This is a genomic window from Kitasatospora sp. NPDC048722 (genome assembly GCF_040650235.1).
Taxonomy (GTDB): Bacteria; Actinomycetota; Actinomycetes; order Streptomycetales; family Streptomycetaceae; genus Kitasatospora.
This window is the reverse complement of sequence record NZ_JBEZGX010000032.1, coordinates 62,585-79,449: the sequence shown is the minus strand read 5'-3', so window position 1 is coordinate 79,449 and position 16,865 is coordinate 62,585. Positions and strand designations below refer to the sequence as shown.

Annotated in this window: 15 protein-coding genes; 8 read left to right on the top strand and 7 right to left on the bottom strand. The window is 73.9% G+C overall.

Translation table 11 applies throughout. The annotated features are described in order from the left end of the window. Window positions 1-34: 34 nt before the first annotated feature. From AB0C76_RS23500 to AB0C76_RS23465, 8 genes are all read left to right on the top strand, one after another. Window positions 35-928 (top strand): hypothetical protein, encoded by an 894-nt coding sequence (locus AB0C76_RS23500; RefSeq protein WP_359968716.1) that lies wholly within the window; start codon window positions 35-37, stop codon window positions 926-928. A 52-nt stretch (window positions 929-980) separates the two neighbouring features. Beyond that, on the top strand, window positions 981-1,901 hold the full coding sequence (locus AB0C76_RS23495) for a hypothetical protein (RefSeq protein WP_359968713.1): 921 nt from the start codon (window positions 981-983) through the stop codon (window positions 1,899-1,901). Next, window positions 1,898-2,797, top strand: coding sequence for a hypothetical protein (locus AB0C76_RS23490; protein WP_359968710.1), 900 nt, complete (start codon window positions 1,898-1,900; stop codon window positions 2,795-2,797). Before AB0C76_RS23495 ends, AB0C76_RS23490 begins: the two co-directional genes overlap by 4 nt. Beyond that, the gene (locus tag AB0C76_RS23485) at window positions 2,794-3,858 is read left to right on the top strand and encodes a hypothetical protein (RefSeq protein WP_359968707.1); all 1,065 of its coding nucleotides are present in this window, start codon (window positions 2,794-2,796) and stop codon (window positions 3,856-3,858) included. Before AB0C76_RS23490 ends, AB0C76_RS23485 begins: the two co-directional genes overlap by 4 nt. A gap of 165 nt (window positions 3,859-4,023) precedes the next feature. Continuing rightward, window positions 4,024-4,980, top strand: coding sequence for an ABC transporter ATP-binding protein (locus tag AB0C76_RS23480; RefSeq protein WP_359968704.1), 957 nt, complete (start codon window positions 4,024-4,026; stop codon window positions 4,978-4,980). Further along, a complete protein-coding gene (locus AB0C76_RS23475; RefSeq protein WP_359968701.1) occupies window positions 4,970-5,866 on the top strand; it encodes an ABC-2 transporter permease in 897 nt (298 codons plus the stop codon). Before AB0C76_RS23480 ends, AB0C76_RS23475 begins: the two co-directional genes overlap by 11 nt. A 45-nt stretch (window positions 5,867-5,911) precedes the next feature. Next, entirely contained in the window at window positions 5,912-6,829 is a 918-nt protein-coding gene (locus AB0C76_RS23470; RefSeq protein ID WP_359968699.1) for an ABC transporter ATP-binding protein, read from the top strand. A 29-nt stretch (window positions 6,830-6,858) separates the two neighbouring features. Further along, window positions 6,859-7,575: an ABC transporter permease gene (locus AB0C76_RS23465; RefSeq protein ID WP_359968696.1), complete on the top strand. Its 717-nt coding sequence runs from the start codon at window positions 6,859-6,861 to the stop codon at window positions 7,573-7,575. Between the two features lie 60 nt (window positions 7,576-7,635). On the opposite strand, the gene AB0C76_RS23460 is transcribed toward AB0C76_RS23465, so the two are convergent. The 7 genes from AB0C76_RS23460 to AB0C76_RS23430 all read right to left on the bottom strand — a co-directional run bounded on the left by AB0C76_RS23460 (window position 7,636) and on the right by AB0C76_RS23430 (window position 16,858). Beyond that, entirely contained in the window at window positions 7,636-8,889 is a 1,254-nt protein-coding gene (locus AB0C76_RS23460) for an MFS transporter (protein WP_359968694.1), read from the bottom strand. Between the two features lie 72 nt (window positions 8,890-8,961). Beyond that, window positions 8,962-9,693 (bottom strand): FadR/GntR family transcriptional regulator, encoded by a 732-nt coding sequence (locus tag AB0C76_RS23455; protein ID WP_359968691.1) that lies wholly within the window; start codon window positions 9,691-9,693, stop codon window positions 8,962-8,964. Window positions 9,694-9,819: 126 nt separating this feature from the next. Then, window positions 9,820-10,680 (bottom strand): HAD family hydrolase, encoded by an 861-nt coding sequence (locus AB0C76_RS23450; RefSeq protein ID WP_359968688.1) that lies wholly within the window; start codon window positions 10,678-10,680, stop codon window positions 9,820-9,822. Window positions 10,681-10,718: 38 nt separating this feature from the next. Next, the gene (gene serS / locus AB0C76_RS23445; protein WP_359968686.1) at window positions 10,719-11,996 is read right to left on the bottom strand and encodes a serine--tRNA ligase; all 1,278 of its coding nucleotides are present in this window, start codon (window positions 11,994-11,996) and stop codon (window positions 10,719-10,721) included. A gap of 507 nt (window positions 11,997-12,503) precedes the next feature. Next, entirely contained in the window at window positions 12,504-13,439 is a 936-nt protein-coding gene (gene pheA, locus AB0C76_RS23440) for a prephenate dehydratase (RefSeq protein ID WP_359968683.1), read from the bottom strand. Between the two features lie 120 nt (window positions 13,440-13,559). Beyond that, on the bottom strand, window positions 13,560-14,825 hold the full coding sequence (efeB, locus tag AB0C76_RS23435; protein ID WP_359968680.1) for an iron uptake transporter deferrochelatase/peroxidase subunit: 1,266 nt from the start codon (window positions 14,823-14,825) through the stop codon (window positions 13,560-13,562). Between the two features lie 2 nt (window positions 14,826-14,827). Beyond that, complete coding sequence (locus AB0C76_RS23430) at window positions 14,828-16,858, bottom strand: FixH family protein (RefSeq protein WP_359968677.1); 2,031 nt, start codon at window positions 16,856-16,858, stop codon at window positions 14,828-14,830. Window positions 16,859-16,865: the final 7 nt, after the last annotated feature.

Sequence of the window (16,865 nt, the reverse complement as noted above, 5' to 3'; positions counted from 1 at the left end):
GCGCGACATTCCACGTTTCCCTGGGGGGAGTTCCTTGTCCGCGCCCGAAAACGAGCACCCCGCGGAGCAGCCGGTAGCTGCTCAACCCGATTCTCCCGGTGCCGAGTCGCCCGCGGCGCCGGTTGCCGCACCGACGGCGGAGCCGCCGGCCGAGCCCGTCGCCGGGGTGCCCGCGCGCCGGCTGCCGCGCGCCGTCGGCATCGCGCTCGCCACCGCCGGGCTGCTCGCCGTCACGGCGACCAGCGCCGCCGTGACCGTCGCCGTCGGCAAGCCGGACGCCCGCCCGGCCGCGGCCGCACCCGCGCCGACGGCCGCCGCGTCCGCGTCCGGGACGGCCTCCGCGAGCCCGACGCCCACCGCCGTGCCGCTTCCGACGCCGACCGCCGTCCCGACCGCGCCCAAGCCGGCCAGCACCGTCAAGGGCACCGTCAGCGGCGGCAAGCACGACGGCGACCTGCGCTACTTCCTGCTCCCGATCCCCGACGGCGGTGAGTCGTACGGGCCCGTGGACGGGGCGAAGCTGAGCAACGACGACGTCGCCGAGCTGTTCGGCAAGCAGGACGGGATCATGGACATCCTCGGCTCGTACGGGTACAAGGAGGGCGCCACCCGGATGTACCGCACCGCCGACGGCAAGGCCGAAGTCACCGTCACCCTCCTGCATTTCGGCTCCACCGCGATGGCGACCGAGTTCGTCAAGGGCTACACCGTCAAGTCGCAGGACCCGATCGACATCGACGGCGACCCGAACGCCCACGGCTACGTCCACAAGCCCAAGCAGCAGGCCTACACCGGCTCGATGACCGGCATCTCCAGCCAGGGCGACGTCCAGTACACCATCGACGTCGAGGTGAAGGGGACGCCGGACAAGGCGCTGCTCAGCGAGCTGATGAAGCGGCAGCGCGAGTGGCTCGCCTCCGGCGGCTGAGCCCGCACCGCCGCCCGCCCGCCGTCGTCCTTCCTTCTCCTGGAGCCACTTCGTGACCACCGAACCCGTGGAGCCGTCGCCCGGCGACGTCCCTCCGCCGGCCGCGCCGCCCGCCGCGCCGCCGGCCCCGGCGCCCGCCGCGCCGCCCGCCGCGCCGCCCGCCGCGCCGCCCGCCCCGGCGGTGCCGCCGCAGCCCGCTGCCGCGCCCGGGGCCGTCGCGCCCGACGCCGCTGTCCCCGACGCCTGCGCGCCCGACCTCCTGGCCGTCGGGCCCGAGCCCGCGCCGCGCGCCCCGCGCCGGCCCCGGCCGGTGCTGCTGGCCGTGTGCGGCCTGGTGCTGGGCGTCCTCGGTGGCGGCGGCGTGGGCTACGCCATCCAGGCGCAGCGCCCGCCGACGCCGCTCCCGCCGCTGCAGGTCGCACTGCCCTCCTACCCGGCCGTGACGGTCGACCCGACCGCCTTCGCCGCCGAGCAGCCGCAGCCGCTCGCCATCGACGGCGACCTGCGCAAGCTCCTCCTCACCGCGCCGGAGGGCAGCAAGCCGTGGGGCGACAACCCGGACAAGCCGTCCTGGGTGTCGGCTGGTGACCTCGCCGAGCACGCCGGTGACTCGGTCCGCGAGTTCAAGGACCTGAACTCGCGCGGATTCCGGCGCGCGGTGGAGGTCGACTGGGAGAAGGACGACGTCAAGTACCGCGTGGCGCTGGTCCAGTACGCGCCGGAGCACGCCTCGGAGGCGAAGTCGCGCGCCGACCTCTTCCGTTCGCAGCCCTTCGAGAAGGGCGCCAACGGCGGTTACAAGGTGTTCGACCAGCCCAGCTACTGGTCCGACAGCAAGGAGCCGTACTACTACGGCCACGCCGTGGCCCAGCGCGGCACCGTCGTGATGGAGGTCGAGGTCTTCGGAGCCAAGCCGGTGACCTCGAACGCCCTGGAGGACCTCGCCAAGCAGCAGTGGGAGCGGCTGATATGAGCGACAGCACCGTGACCGGGGCCGAGACCCCCGAGCAGCCGCACGCCACCCCCGTGCAGCCCGCCGCCGAGCAGCCCGCTCCGGAACTGCAGCCCGCCGCTGAGCAGTTCACGTCCGAGCAGTTCGCGTTCGGGCAACCGGCCCCCGTCGCCCCGCGCCCCCGCCCGGCCTCCGGCCGCCTGCTGCGCGCGGGTGCCGCCACGGTCGCCGCCGCGCTGGTCGGCGTGGCCATCGGCATCGGCATCATCAAGACGCAGTACGACGACCCCGCCCCGGCCGCCGCCGGCCCGTCCGTCGCGCCGGCGCCGACCGCGACCGCCACGCCCTTCGGCGCCAAGTCCAACGGCAACCACTTCGGTTCGCTGCGAGACCTGCTGCTGCCCGTCCCGGCCGGTTTCGAACTCGGCCCGGACGAGGGCGGCTACGGCAACGACGACGAGATCGGCGCCGAGCAGCTCAGCGCCGAACTGGACGAGGAGCTCCAGCAGATCCCCAAGGACAAGCGGGACAAGCTCCGCGCCTACTGGGAGGGCCTGCACGTCAAGGCCACCGGTGTGCGGACGTACCGGTCCGAGGGCGACGACCTGGTGGTCGGCCTGAAGCTGCGCCAGTTCAACCAGCAGGAGGTGCAGAAGCTCAACGAGTACACGGCGGTCTTCAGCGACACCGGCCTGTTCCGGCTCGGCCCGGAGATCCCCGGCCACCCGGAGGCGCACTGCTACCTGATGCCGGCGCCGCCGTCCGCCCCGCTCGACTACCTGGAGTGCTCGGCCGCCGAGGGCGACCTCCTCGTGGTCATGAACGTCGAGGGCGTGGCGCCGCTGCCCAAGGACAGGATCGTCGCCCTCTTCACCGCGCAGCTCGACCGCCTCGCCCGCCCGGGAGCGTCCGTATGACCGACCACGTCACCCCGCAGGACCCCGCGGGCACCCCCGTCCCCCCGCCCGCTCCGCCCGCGCCGACCGCCCCGACCGCCCCGCCCGAGCCCGCTGTGCCGGCCGGCCCGGCGCTGTCGGAGGTGGAGCTGGTGCCGCCCCCGCCGGCCGCTCCCGAGACGCCCGAGGAGCGCGAGGCCCGCCTCGCCCGCCGCACCCGCCGCCGCAAGGCGGTGGTGCGCTGGGCCGCCGCCACCCTGGTGTGCGCGCTCGCCGGCACCGGGACGGCGATGGCCCTGACCGTTCCCGAGCGCACGGACATCCCGGGCCTGGCCACCGAGAGCGACGGCCGCTACACCTTCCCCGCGCTGGCGTTGCCGCCGCAGCCCCCGGCGAAGGGCCCGTCGGTGCGGAAGGACAAGCAGCCGCACCGCGCGGACCTCCGCTACCTCGTGCTGCCCGCGCCCAAGGAGGCCGGCGGCTCGCCGGGGCCGGTGGTCTTCCCGAGCCCGACCGCGACGCCCTCGGCCTCCGGCTCCGCGAGCCCGTCCGCCGCCGCGTCCGCGAGCCCGTCCGCGAGCGCGTCGCCGTCCGGGACGGCGGCCCCGTCGGCCGCTGCCGGGCCCGGTGCGGCGACCGCCGACTGGGCCCCCTGCGACGCGGTCCTCGACGAGCAGCAGAACCCGGCCGACCTGCGCGCCCTGCTGCTGCAGAACGCGTGCCGCGCGGCCGCCGTCCGGGAGTGGACGGCCTCCGACGGCACCCGCACGCAGATCCGGCTGCTGCGCTTCGGCTCGTACTCCGAGTGCTGGGACGTCTTCTCCGCCCTGCGCGCGAACAGCCTGCCCAAGGCCCTGCCCGGGGCGAAGGCCGGCTCGCACGACGGCTGGGACACCCTCCCGAACGTCGACCTCGCGGTCAAGGAGTCCTCGGTGCAGGGCGGCAAGGGCGACCCGACGGCCCGGATGGCGTACCTCGGGGCGAACGACGTCCTCGCCGTCATCACGATGACCAACCCGAAGGGCGTGCCGGTCGCTCCGTTCCGCCAGGTGGCCACCCTGCAGTCCGATCTGCTGAACTGACGAGGCGTCAGGCAGTCGGCCGGGCCGGCCACGTCACGAGTGGTCGGCCCGGCCGATTCCGTCCGACCCCTAGGGGAGAGCCCGCCGGCGTCATACCGCAGCATCATCCACGGTTCGTCATTCCAGCTCATGGTCCCTGCGGCGCGGGCCCGTTACGTTGGGGGCGTGTCCACTCCTGTCATCAAGACGGACGACCTCTCCAAGAGGTTCCCCCGGGTCACCGCCCTCGACCGGCTCACCGTCGAGGTGCACCCGGGGGTCGTCGGCCTGGTCGGCGCCAACGGGGCGGGCAAGTCCACCCTCATCAAGATCCTCCTCGGGCTCGCCCCGGCGACCTCCGGCACCGGCCGGGTCCTCGGCCTGGACATCGCCACCCAGGGCCCGGAGATCCGCGAGCGCGTCGGCTACATGCCGGAGCACGACTGCCTGCCGCCGGACGTGTCGGCCACCGAGTTCGTGGTGCACATGGCCCGGATGGCCGGACTTCCCGCCGCCGCGGCCCGCGAGCGCACCGCGGACACCCTCCGCCACGTCGGCCTGTACGAGGAGCGCTACCGCCCGATGGGCGGCTACTCGACCGGCATGAAGCAGCGGGTCAAGATGGCCCAGGCACTCGTGCACGACCCGAAGCTGGTGCTGCTGGACGAGCCGACCAACGGCCTCGACCCGGCCGGCCGGGACGAGATGCTGGCGCTGATCCGCCGCGTCCACCGGGACTTCGGCATCTCGGTGCTGGTCACCACCCACCTGCTCGGCGAGCTGGAGCGCACCTGCGACCACCTGGTCGTCATCGACGGCGGCAAGCTGCTGCGCTCCTCCTCCACCGCCTCCTTCACCGAGGCGACGGCCCTCCTCGCGCTCGAAGTCACCGACCACCCGGATGACCTGGTGCCCGACCCCGGCGCCGCCGTCCTCGAACGCCTCACCGCCGCGGGCCTGTCCGCCACCCCGGACGGCTCGCACGTGCTCCTCGTCCGGCTGGCCGGCGACGACACCTACGACACCATCCGCGACACCGTCGCGGACCTCGGCCTCGGCCTGGTCCGGCTGGAACAGCGCCGGCACCGGGTCGCCGAACTCTTCACGGACGAGTCCAAGGGAGGTCCGGAGGATGCCTCCTGAGAGCAGGCCCGTCGACGCCGGCGTCATCCACGACATCGGCTACCGCGGCTACGCCGGCCCCCGCCTCGGCCGGGGCTACGCGACCCGCTCGCTGTTCACCCAGAGCCTGCGCGCCGCGTACGGTCTCGGGCGCTCCGGCAAGTCCAAGGTGCTGCCGATGCTGGTGCTCGGCGTGCTCACCGTGCCCGCCGTCATCATGGTCGCGATCGCGCTGTTCACCAACGCCGCCGAGCTGCCGCTGGACTACCCGCGCTACCTGTCGTCCTTCGGCCTGATCGTCTCGATCTTCCTGGCCTCGCAGGCGCCGGTGCTCCTCTCCCGGGACCTCAGGTACCACACCGTCCCGCTGTACTTCTCCCGTCCGATCACCCGCGGCGACTACGTGCGGGCCAAGTTCGCGGCGATGTTCAGCGCCCAGTTCCTGCTGATGGCGGCGCCCCTGGTGGTGCTCTACGCCGGCGCGCTGCTGGGCCGGCTGGACTTCGCGCACAACACCGAGCACTTCCTGATCGGCCTGGTGGCCGCCGTGCTGTACGCGCTCGTGCCGACCTCGGTCGCGATGGTGATCGCCGCCGCCACCCCGCGCCGCGGTTTCGGGGTGGCCGGGATCATGGGCTACCTCGTGATCAGCTCGGTGGTCGTGGCGATCCTCACCCGGATCGGCACCGGCTTCGAGGTCACCGTCCCGGACTCCGCGCAGTGGGCCGCGCTGCTGTCGCCGAACGACCTGGTGGAGAGCCTGACCAACCAGCTCTTCGACGTCGGCGGCTCGGTCGGCCGGATGCACGCTCCCGGCGCGCTCGGTGCCGCCGTGTTCCTCGCCGTCGCCGCCGGGATGGCGGCCGGGGCGTACGGGCTGCTGCTGCGCCGCTACCGCAGCGTCTGATCACACGCGGCGTCCGACGACCGCAGAGCCCAGGAGGGGCACGCAATGGCCACCATCACCATCGACAAGGTCTCGCGCTGGTTCGGCAACGTGGTCGCCGTCAACGACATCAGCATGGCGATCGGTCCGGGGATCACCGGCCTGCTCGGCCCGAACGGCGCGGGCAAGTCCACCCTCATCCACATGATGAGCGGGTTCCTCGCGCCCTCCACCGGCACGGTCACCCTGGACGGCGCGCCGATCTGGCGCAACCAGGAGGTGTACCGGAAGATCGGGCTGGTCCCCGAGCGGGAGTCGATGTACGACTACCTGACCGGCTGGGAGTTCGTGCTGGCCAACGCCGAGCTGCACGGCCTGCCCGATCCGGGCGCCGCCGCCCGCCGTGCCCTCGGCCTGGTGGAGATGGAGTACGCCCAGGACCGCAGGACCGGCACCTATTCCAAGGGCATGAAGCAGCGGGTCAAGATGGCCTCCGCGCTCGTCCACGACCCGGCCGTGCTGCTGCTCGACGAGCCGTTCAACGGCATGGACCCGCGCCAGCGGCTCCAGCTGATGGACCTGCTGCGCCGCTTCGGCGCGGACGGCCGGACGGTCCTGTTCTCCTCGCACATCCTGGAGGAGGTCGAGCAACTCGCCCGGCACATCGAGGTCGTGGTGGCCGGCCGGCACGCCGCCTCGGGCGACTTCCGCCGGATCCGCCGGCTGATGACCGACCGCCCGCACCGCTACCTGGTCCGCTCCAGCGACGACCGCCGGCTGGCCGCCGCCCTGATCGCCGACGGTTCCACCGCGGGCATCGAGGTGGACGAGCGCGAACGGGCCCTGCGGATCCAGGCGGTGAACTTCCAGGGCTTCACGACGCTGCTGCCCCGGGTCGCCCGGCAGTCCGGCATCACCCTGTACACCGTCGCCCCGGCGGACGAGTCGCTGGAGAGCGTGTTCTCCTACCTCGTCTCCGCCTGACCTCAGCACGCCATCGGGAAAGGCCGACCATGAATCCGACCGTCGCCAGGCTGACGCTGCGCGGCCTGCTGGGCCGCCGCCGCGGCGCCCTGCTGCTGGTGGTCCCCGCCCTGCTGCTGCTCGTCTCGGCACTCGCGAGCGGGTCGAGCGGGGACGGGCACGACCTGACCGTCAAGATCCTCGGCCAGCTCGGCCTCGGCACTCTGGTGCCGATCCTCGGCCTGGTCGTCGGCACCGGTGTGATCGCCACCGAGATCGACGACGGCTCGATCGTCTACCTGCTCGCCAAGCCGCTGCCGCGCTGGGAGATCGTCACCACCAAGCTGTTCGTCGCGATCGGCACCACCTGGGTGTTCGCCGCCGTCCCGACCCTGCTCGCGGGCCTGATGCTGTACGGCACGAGGGACGGCGTCACGCTCGGCTACACCGTCGCGGCGCTGGTCGCGGGAGCCGCGTACAGCGCACTGTTCCTGCTGCTCGGTGTGGTCACCCGGCACGCGGTGGTCGTCGGCCTCGGCTACGCGCTGGTGTGGGAGTCGCTGGTCGGCAACTTCGTGGCGGGCGCCCGCACGCTCAGCGTCCAGCAGTGGGCCCGGTCGGTCGCCGAAACGGTGGCGGGGGACGCCGCGATCGGCGCGGACGTCTCCTTCGGGGTGGCCGTGCCGCTGCTGCTGGTGGTCACCGTCGCCGCGACCGTGCTGGCCGCGGTGCGGCTGGCCGGGCTGACGCTGGCCGGCGAGGACTGAGCCGGCGAGGACTGAGTCGGCCGGGGCCGGGGCCGGGGCCGGCCGGAACGGAACGGGCGGTCAGAGCGTCCGGTTGCGGCCCGCGCCCCAGCCGGCCGCGCCGACCACGGCGACCAGGACGAGCATCAGCGCGAGCGTCGCGCTCCACCCGCCGGTCAGCTGGTGCAGCGCACCCGCGCCGACCGGACCGGCCGCCGCGACGAGGTAGCCGATCGCCTGGGACATGCCGCCCAGCTGGGCGGCGCCGGCCGCGCTGCCGGTCCGCAGCACGATGAACGCCAGGCCGAGGCCGAGCGAACCGCCCTGCGCGACGCCGAGGATGGCCGCCGCGACCCAGGCGCCCGACACCGGCGCGACCAGCAGCACGGCGATGCCGAGGCCGTTCAGCCCGGCCATGGCCACCGCGAGGGCGCGCTGGCTGGTCATCCGGCCGGCGACCAGCGGCACCAGGAACGCGCCGGCCACCTGCAGCAGGTTGGAGAAGGCGAAGACCAGGCCGGCCTGGCCGCGGTCCATCCCGTGCTCGGCCAGGATGGTCGGCATCCACGCCACCAGGGTGTAGACCAGCAGCGACGAGATGCCCATGAACAGGCTGATCTGCCAGGCCAGTCCGGACCGCCAGATGCCCTCGATCGGCTTGCTCGCGCCGGCCCGTCCGGCGGCCGGGGCCGCGACGGCCGCCGCCCGCTCGTCGCGCGAGCGCAGCACCTGCGGCAGCCAGGCCACCGCCGCCACCAGGGCGAGCAGCGACCAGGCGCCCAGCGAGGCCTCCCAGCCGCCGCCCAGCGCGTGCTCCAGCGGCACCGAGAGACCGGCCGCGAGGGTCGCGCCGACCAGCATCGTGGTCGAGTAGACGCCGGTCATCGCCGCCGCCCGCTCCGGGAACTCCCGCTTGACCAGACCCGGCATGGAGACGTTCAGCACCGCGATCGCCACGCCGATGACCACGCAGCCCGCGTACAGCGCCGCCACCGAGGGCAGCACCCGCAGCAGCACGCCCGCGCCGAGCACCAGCACCGCGCCGAGCACGACGCGCTCGGTGCCGAAGCGCCGGGTCAGCCGGGGGGTGAGCGGCGCGCCGACGCCCTGGAACAGCACCGGCACGGTGGTGATCAGGCCGCTCGCGGTCGTGGACAGCCCGAAGGTGCGCTGGATCTCGCCGACCATCGGGGAGATCGCCGCGAGGCAGGCGCGCATGTTCAGCGCGACCAGCAGGATGCCGGTCAGCAGCAGGGCCGGGTGGGCCGGCCGGGACCGGACGGGGAGCGGGGCGGAGGAGGTGACAACCGGCTGCTGGGCACGGGTGACGGCCATGGGGGTGCTGTTCTTTCGGGGGTGAGAGGTGGTGCGGACGGCGGAAGGGCGCGCGGGCCCTGCTTCCGGGCCTTACTTCCGGGCCGCGATGGTCGCGAGGAGCTGCTCGACGGCCGCGATCGGCTCGGCGAGCAGCGCCCGACACGCCGCCTCGGCGCGGTCCGGGTCGCCGCTCTCGATCGCGTCCACCAGGGCCGCGTGGGTGGCGACGACCACCTCGGGCATGTCGTGGTCGCCGAAGGCCGTCCGCATCGACTCGCGCACCGAGGCGCCGAAGTAGCGGTAGACCTCGGCCAGCGCGGGGTTGTGCGCGGCCTCGACGACGGCGGTGTGGAACTCCAGGTCGTGCTCGACGGTGGCCTCGCGGCCGGCCCGCTCCGGGCTCGCCGCGATCACCTCGGCCTCGCGGGCCAGCGCGGCCCGCATCCGGGCGATGTCCTCGGGGGTGTGCCGCAGGGCGGCCAGGCGCGCGCCCTCGGTCTCCAGCGCCGCGCGGACCTCCAGGACGTCGCGGATGCCGGAGCGCTGGACGCCGCGCAGGACGGCGGCGGGGTCGCTGGTGCTGCGGACGAAGGTGCCCTCGCCCTGCCGGGAGACCAGCATGCCGGCGTGCACCAGCACCCGGATCGCCTCCCGGACGGTGTTGCGGCCGACCTGCAGCCGCTCGGCGAGCTCGTGCTCGGTGGGGATCTTGGAGCCCACCGGCCAGGTGCCGCCCGCGAGTTGCTCGCGCAGCTGGTCGATGGCGGTGTCCACGAGCGAGCGCCGTCCGGCCGCCTGCAGGCTGCTGCCGTCGCTGGTCATGCCGGTGCTCCCTCCGCTGTCCGTCACCATCGGTCGTCGGTCATCCTACAACCGCTTGCCCGGTCATCCTACAACTGGGGATGAACGTCGTGCGACGGGTCCGGGGGCGGGGGACGCCCCGGCCGCTCAGCGGGCCGGGTAGAGACGTTCCAGGACGACGGCCACGCCGTCCTCGTCATTGCTCGCGGTGACCTCGTCGGCCACGGCCAGGAGCTCCTCGTGGGCGTTGGCCATCGCGACTCCGTGGGCGGCCCAGCCGAACATCGGCACGTCGTTGGGCATGTCGCCGAAGGCGATGGTGTCGGCGGCGCGCACCCCGAGGCGGCGGGCGGCGACGGCCAGCCCGGTGGCCTTGGACAGGCCGAGCGGCAGCAGCTCGACCACGCCGGCGCCGGCCATGACGACGCCGACCAGGTCCCCGGCGACGCGGCGGGCGGCCTCGGCGAGGGCGTCGTCGGTCAGACCGGGGTGCTGGATGTAGAGCTTGCTGATCGGGGTGGTGAGCAGTTCGTCCCGCTCGACCCGGCACACCGGCAGGTCGGAGCCGATCAGCAGCTCGTAGCCGGGCCCGGCGAGGACCTGGCCGTCCAGCCCGTCCTGGTTGGCGGCCACTGCCAGCGGGCCGGTCTCGGCCTCGATCTTGGTGATGGCGAGCGCGGCGAGCCTGCGGTCCAGGGTGAGCGAGGTGAGCAGCTTGTGCGCGCCGGCGTCGTAGACCTGGGCGCCCTGGCCGCAGACCGCTATCCCGGTGTAGCCGATCTCGTCGAACACCGGCCGGGCCCAGACGGCGGAGCGGCCGGTGACGACGATGTGCAGCGCACCCGCGCCGGTGGCCGTGGCCAGGGCGGCTCGGGTGCGTGCGGAGACGGTCTCCTCGCCGGTCAGCAGGGTGCCGTCGAGGTCGGTGGCGACCAGCCGGAAGGGCAGGCCGCCACCGTGCGGGGCGTCGTCGCCGAGGGAGACGGGGCTGGGGCTGATGGTGCTCATGGGCCGTGCGTCTCCCGGGAGTTGCTGGTGGTGCGGTGTTACTTGGCGACCGGTTCGAGGACGGTGCGCCCGCCGAGGAACGGCCGCAGCGCCTCGGGCACGACCACCGAGCCGTCGGCCTGCTGGTGGTTCTCCAGGATCGCCACGATGGTGCGCGGGACGGCGACCAGGGTGCCGTTCAGGGTGGCGAGCGGGCGGGTCTTGCCCTCCTCGCGCATCCGGATGGCCAGTCGGCGGGACTGGTACTCGGTGGTGTTGGAGGTCGAGGTGACCTCGCGGTACTTGCCCTGGGTGGGGATCCAGGCCTCGATGTCGAACTTGCGGGCCGCCGAGGCGCCGAGGTCGCCGGAGGCGACGTCGATCACCCGGTAGGGCAGCTCCAGCGCGTTGAGGAAGTCCTTCTCCCACTGGAGCAGGCGGCGGTGCTCGTTCTCGGCGTCCTCGGGAGTGGTGTAGACGAACATCTCCACCTTCTCGAACTGGTGGACGCGGATGATGCCGCGGGTGTCCTTGCCGTAGGTGCCGGCCTCGCGGCGGAAGCAGGACGAGTAGCCGGCGTAGCGCAGCGGCAGCTTCTCGGCCTCGATGATCTCGTCCATGTGGTACGCCGCGAGCGGGACCTCGCTGGTGCCGACGAGGTAACGGTCCTCCTCCTTGAGGTGGTACACGTTCTCGGCGGCCTGGCCCAGGAAGCCGGTGCCGTCCATGGCGGCCGGGCGGACCAGGGTCGGGGTGATCATCGGGATGAAGCCGGCCGCGGTGGCCTGCGCGAAGGCCATGTTGACCAGGGCGAGCTCCAGCAGCGCGCCGACGCCGGTCAGGTAGTACGAGCGGGCACCGGCGACCTTGGCGCCGCGCTCGGTGTCGATCGCGCCCAGGATCTGGCCGAGCTCGACGTGGTCGCGGGGCTCGAAGCCCTCGGCGGCGAAGTCGCGCGGCGTGCCGATCTCCTCCAGGGTGACGAAGTCCTCCTCGCCGCCGACCGGGGCGGCCGGGTCGATGAGGTTCGCCAGCGAGCGGAGCAGGCGGTCGGCCTCCTCCTTGGCGGCGCCCTGTTCGGCGTCCGCGGCCTTGACCTCGGCGGCCAGGTCCTTGGTGCGCTGCAGCAGGGCGGCCTTCTCGTCGCCCTTGGCCTGGGCGACCTGCTTGCCCAGCAGTCGCTGCTCGCTGCGCAGTTCGTCGAAACGGGTGCCCGAGGACCGGCGCCGCTCGTCGGCGGAGAGGAGGGCGTCGACCAGGTCGACGTCCTCGCCACGGACGCGCTGCGAGGCGCGCACTCGGTCAGGGTCCTCACGGAGCAGGCGAAGGTCAATCACGCGCCCAAGCCTACCGGGCGGGGGCTCGTCCACCGGTACCGGTTTTCCCCTGGGGATAACTCCCCGCCACCTGTGGATAACTCCTGCGGGCAGCCCGCCGACGGTTGGTTATCCACAGGCGTGGGGCCGAGACTGTGGATCCTTGTGGAGCGCGGCCCTCCGGGTGATCGAACCAAGGAATTGAGGTTTCAAACCTCATTCGACCTTCTCGGGCGAGGGAATTGAAGCACTCGAACGGGTGATTTGCTGGCAGTCGGGTGACTCTGATCCGATTAGTCAACTCTGTGAAGCAAACCGATGATCTGACCGTTCTGCGCAGTGGCTATACCGGTTTGTCGACTCATCCCCAGGCCTGTGGATAACTTTCGGCTGTGGATAGCGAGCGGCCCTGTGGACAGCGGGTTCCGGGTCCGGACGTCCCTGTGGACGACGGGTGCGGTCACCCGCCCCGCCCGGAGGGGCCGGGCGAAAACGGTCGGAAAAGGTCAGAAAGACAAAGGGCGTCGCTCAGATGTCGCCGCGGCCGTCGAGGGCGCGCGAGAGCCAGTCGGCCGCCGCCGCGAAATCCTCGTCCGAGGTCCCGGGCCGCCGGTGCGAGGACTCCTGCCGGTCGGCGCGCGGATAGGAGCCGAGGAAACGCACCTGCGGGCAGATCCGCTTGAGGCCCATCAGCGCCTCGCCCACCCGGCGCTCGGACAGGTGGCCCTCGCAGTCGATGAGGAAGCAGTAGCTGCCCAACCCCTCGCCGGTCGGCCGGGACTCGATCCGCATCAGGTTGATCCCGCGCACCGCGAACTCCTGGAGCAGCTCCAGCAGCGCACCGGGGTGGTCGTCCGGCAGCCAGACCACCATCGAGGTCTTGTCCGCCCCGGTCGGCGACGAGACCCGCCCCGGCTTGCCGACCAGGACGAACCGGGTGGTCGCGTTGTGCGCGTCGGCGATCTCCTTGACCAGCGGGTCCAGGCCGTAGATCGGCGCCGCGAACTCGCCCGCGAACGCGCCGTCGTAGCGGCCCTCGGCCACCAGGCGGGCGCCGTCCGCGTTGGACGCGGCCGCCTCCCACCGCGCGTCCGGCAGGTTGGCCGCCATCCAGCGCCGCACCTGCGGCTGGGCCACCGGGTGGCTGGTGACGGTCTTGACCTCCGACAGCTCCGTGCCGGGCCGCACCAGCAGCGCGAAGGAGATCGGCAGCAGCACCTCACGGTAGATCATGAGCGGTGTGCCGGAGGCGAGTTCGTCGCTGGTCGCGGTGACGGCGCCCTCGACGGAGTTCTCGATCGGCACGAAGGCGCCGGAGGCCTCGCCGCCGCGCACCGCGTCCAGCACCAGCGGCACCGAGGCCAGCGGCACCAGCTCCCGGGTCGCCGCCTCGGGCAGGGTGCGCAGGGCCGCCTCGGTGAAGGTGCCCGCCGGGCCGAGGTAGGTGTAGCGGGTGGCCGACATGCCGTCTCCGTCTCGTCAGGTCGAAGTAGCCACCATAACCACTCCGTTCCCCGCCCAGGAAAGCGTTCCGATGGGCGGGATCCGGCGCCGCCGTCCAGCAGTTCGGCGGCGGGCGGCGGTTCAGCCGTCCAGCAGCTGCTGCCCCACGTACCCGCCCTGCGGGGCGCCGGGCGGCACGACGTACAGGCCGCTCGCCTCGTGCCGCAGGAAGCGGGAGAGGCCGTCCCCGCGGGACAGCTTGCGCTGCACCGGCGTGAAGCCCTGGCGAGGGTCGGCCTGGAAGGCGAGGAAGAGCAGTCCGGCGTCCGGCGAGCCGTCCGCCAACAGGCCGTCGTGGTAGGAGAATCCGCGCCGCAGCATGGCCGCGCCGCCGTTGGAGGCCGGTGCGGCGACCCGGATGTGCGCGTCGGAGGGGATCGCCAGGGCGCCGTCCCCGTCCTGGGCGGACAGGTCCACCGCGGCGTGCTCGCCGGCCCCGGCGGGCGTGCCGAGCGGCGCGCCGTCCGACTTGCGCCGCCCGACGACCCGCTCCTGGCGGTCCACCGGCAGCGCCTCCCAGTGGTCGAGCAGCATCCGGATCCGCCGGAACACCAGGTAGGAGCCCCCGGTCGTCCAGGCCGGCTGGTCGCCCCCGGCGGCGGCGAACACCTTGGTGGCGAAGCCGTCGTCGGTGGGCTTGGGGTTGTTGCTGCCGTCGATCTGGCCCATCAGGTTGCGGCCGGTCATCGGGTGCGGGGTGGCGCCCGGGGTACGGGCGAAGCCGGCGCACTGCCAGCGCAGCGAGGCCGTCCCGGCCGCCTGGCGCTGGAGCACCCTCAGGGCGTGCACGGCCACGAGGGCGTCGTCGGCGCCGATCTGGACGAACAGGTCGCCGTCGCCGCGCGCCGGGTCGAGCGCGTCGCCGGTGAAGGCGGGCAGCGGTTCGAGGGCGGCCGGGCGGTGGTCGGCCAGCCCGGCCTTGTCGAACAGGGCGGCCCCGAAGCCGAAGGTGAGCGTCAGCGAGCAGGGGCCGGCGTCCAGCGCGACCTGGTTCTCGAACTCCTCGGCCGGCTCCCCGGCGGTCAGCCGGGCCGCCGTGCGCGACCAGCGCCGGAGCAGGCCGCGCAGCCCGTCCCGCCCGGCGCCGTCGGACAGGTCGAAGGCGGCGAGCTGGACCCGGGCCTGCTGCGGTTCGAGGATGCCGGCCTGGTGCTCGCCGAAGAACGGGACCCGGGCCGCGCCGAGCGCCGGGCCGCCGCCCGCCCCGTCGCCCGCAGTCGGGCGCTCCAGGGCCACGGCTCCGGCGACCCCGGCGCCGACGACCAGCCCCGCGCCGGCGGTGCCGAGCAGGGCGCGCCGGGTGAGGCCGGTCCGTGCGGTGGTGCCGCCGGTGGTGCTGTCGGTCATGCTCAGCCGATCTTCAGGGACTTCGTCGGGGTGGTCTGGTCGATGTCGGAGGAGCGGATCTGCACCGACACCACCCAGTCCCCGGCCAGCGGCAGCTGTGCGGTGCCGCTCCAGCGGCCGGTGCCCTCCGGGGTCAGCGGCACGGGCAGCGGGCCGAGGTCGCGGTCCGGAAGGGTGAAGGCGAGCTGCACCTCGGGGACGTCCACCGGCTTGCCGTCCGTGCCGTCCAGCGCGAGCTTCACCTCGTTGGAGCCGGTCCCCGCCGGGTTGACGGTCACCGTCGCGGTGCCCTTGGCGTTCGGGGTGCGCCCCTTGGTGTCGTACGGGAGCTCGAGTTCCACGGTGCGGCCCGGCTGGGTCTGCGCGGGGGCGGCCCCGCCGGCCACCGGAGCCGCGGCGCCCCCGGCCTTGACCTCGCCCGCGACCCGCCCGGGCGGGGAGTTGGTGAGCATCGTGGTGACCACCAGCACGGCCACCGCGACCGCCGCCTCGGCCAGCACCGAGCGGCGCAGCCCGGCCCGGGTCGGGGTCAGGCCGCGTTCGCGGCCGGCGCTCGCCACGGCGGCCCGCTGGCGCTCCAGCTGGGCCTGGCGGACCGGGTCCTCGGAGTGCGCCGCGACGGCCACCGGCTCCGGCAGTTCGGCCGGTTCGACCTCGGTGGCCTCGGCCGGGGCCGAGCGCAGCCGGGCCAGCCAGGAGCGGGAGACCCAGGCGACGCCGAGCATCACGACCACGCAGCCGGTCTTCACCAGCAGCAGCCGCCCGTACTCGGTGCCGGTCAGCGCGCCCCAGCTGCCGAGGCCGCGCCAGGACTGGTAGACGCCGGTGACCACGAGCACCGCGACCGAGCCCAACGCGATCTTCGAGAAGCGGTCGACGACCTCCGCGCCGACGCCCTCGCGCAGCGCGACCAGCAGCGAGGCGAGGCCGCCCAGCCAGAGCGCCATCGCGATCAGGTGCAGGAGGCCGAGCGGCAGCGCCAGCCAGACCTGGATGCCCACCGAGGCGTGGTCCGCACCGACCCAGGTCGCCGCGAGGGCGACCGCCAGCACCAGCCCGCCGACGCCGAGCCCGAGCCGGGCCTCGCGCTGCGGGCGCCGGGCGGCGCGCCGCTCCAGCTCGCGCAGTTCGGCGGTCTCGGCGCTCTCGGTGGTGTCGGTGGTCGCGTCGTCGCGTCCGTCGCCGTGCTCGTCCTCGCCCTCCGGCCCCGGCTGACCCAACTGGCCGACCAGCAGCGACAGGAACACCCCGCTCGCCGCGAGCAGCAGCAGCCGGGCGGCCAGCGCGGTGCCGATCCGCTCGTCCAGCGTGGCGCGCACCAGCGACAGGTCGAGGGCCTGCCCGATCCCCGAGCCGCGCTCGTACGGCCCGCGCAGCATCAGCACCGCGACGGTGGACACCAGCAGCGCCACCCAGCCCGTCATCAGCAGCCGCTGCACCGAGCGCCGGGCCACCCCGGCGGGCCAGCAGATCAGCGTGAACGCGGCGGCGCCGGCGAGCAGCGCGAACGCGACGTACGCGACGGTGCGCCCGGTGCCGTACAGCGCGGCGACCACGCCGTCCGCCTTGGCGCCCTGGAGCGCGGTGGCGGACACCGACGTGTCCGAGGGGGCGCCGACGGAGAAGGTGAACGCGCCGCCGACGGGGTGCGAGTCCTCCGAGACGGCCCGCCAGGCCACCGTGTACGTGCCGTTGGCGAGGCCGGGGTTGAGCCCGACCCGGGCTGTGTCGGTCCTGCCGTCGGCGTGCCCCGGGTTGCCGGTGTCGACGGCCTTGCCGGCCGGGTCGAGCACCCGGACCGAGTCGCCGGAGAGCGACACGCCCTCGCTGAAGGTCAGCGTGACCGCCTGCGGGGCGGTGGCGAGCACCGAGTTCTGGTGCGGGTCGGTGGATTCCAGGGTGGCGTGCGCGGAGGCCGGTACGGCGCCGGCGAGCATCAGCGCGAACAGCGTGCCGAGCAGTCCGAGCAGGCCGGCGATGCGGCGGGGGGCGGTGCGCGGGGGTGCGATCCGGCGGTGCGAGGCCTTCTCCATGCTGGCG

Coding starts and splice junctions, on each gene's coding strand:
- AB0C76_RS23465 (WP_359968696.1), top strand. CDS start 6,859: ATGAATCCGACCGTCGCCAGGCTGACGCTGCGCGGCCTGCTGGGCCGC.
- AB0C76_RS23475 (WP_359968701.1), top strand. CDS start 4,970: ATGCCTCCTGAGAGCAGGCCCGTCGACGCCGGCGTCATCCACGACATC.
- AB0C76_RS23430 (WP_359968677.1), bottom strand. CDS start 16,858: ATGGAGAAGGCCTCGCACCGCCGGATCGCACCCCCGCGCACCGCCCCC.
- pheA (WP_359968683.1), bottom strand. CDS start 13,439: ATGTCGGCCACCCGCTACACCTACCTCGGCCCGGCGGGCACCTTCACC.
- AB0C76_RS23470 (WP_359968699.1), top strand. CDS start 5,912: ATGGCCACCATCACCATCGACAAGGTCTCGCGCTGGTTCGGCAACGTG.
- AB0C76_RS23460 (WP_359968694.1), bottom strand. CDS start 8,889: ATGGCCGTCACCCGTGCCCAGCAGCCGGTTGTCACCTCCTCCGCCCCG.
- AB0C76_RS23455 (WP_359968691.1), bottom strand. CDS start 9,693: ATGACCAGCGACGGCAGCAGCCTGCAGGCGGCCGGACGGCGCTCGCTC.
- AB0C76_RS23485 (WP_359968707.1), top strand. CDS start 2,794: ATGACCGACCACGTCACCCCGCAGGACCCCGCGGGCACCCCCGTCCCC.
- AB0C76_RS23490 (WP_359968710.1), top strand. CDS start 1,898: ATGAGCGACAGCACCGTGACCGGGGCCGAGACCCCCGAGCAGCCGCAC.
- efeB (WP_359968680.1), bottom strand. CDS start 14,825: ATGACCGACAGCACCACCGGCGGCACCACCGCACGGACCGGCCTCACC.
- AB0C76_RS23450 (WP_359968688.1), bottom strand. CDS start 10,680: ATGAGCACCATCAGCCCCAGCCCCGTCTCCCTCGGCGACGACGCCCCG.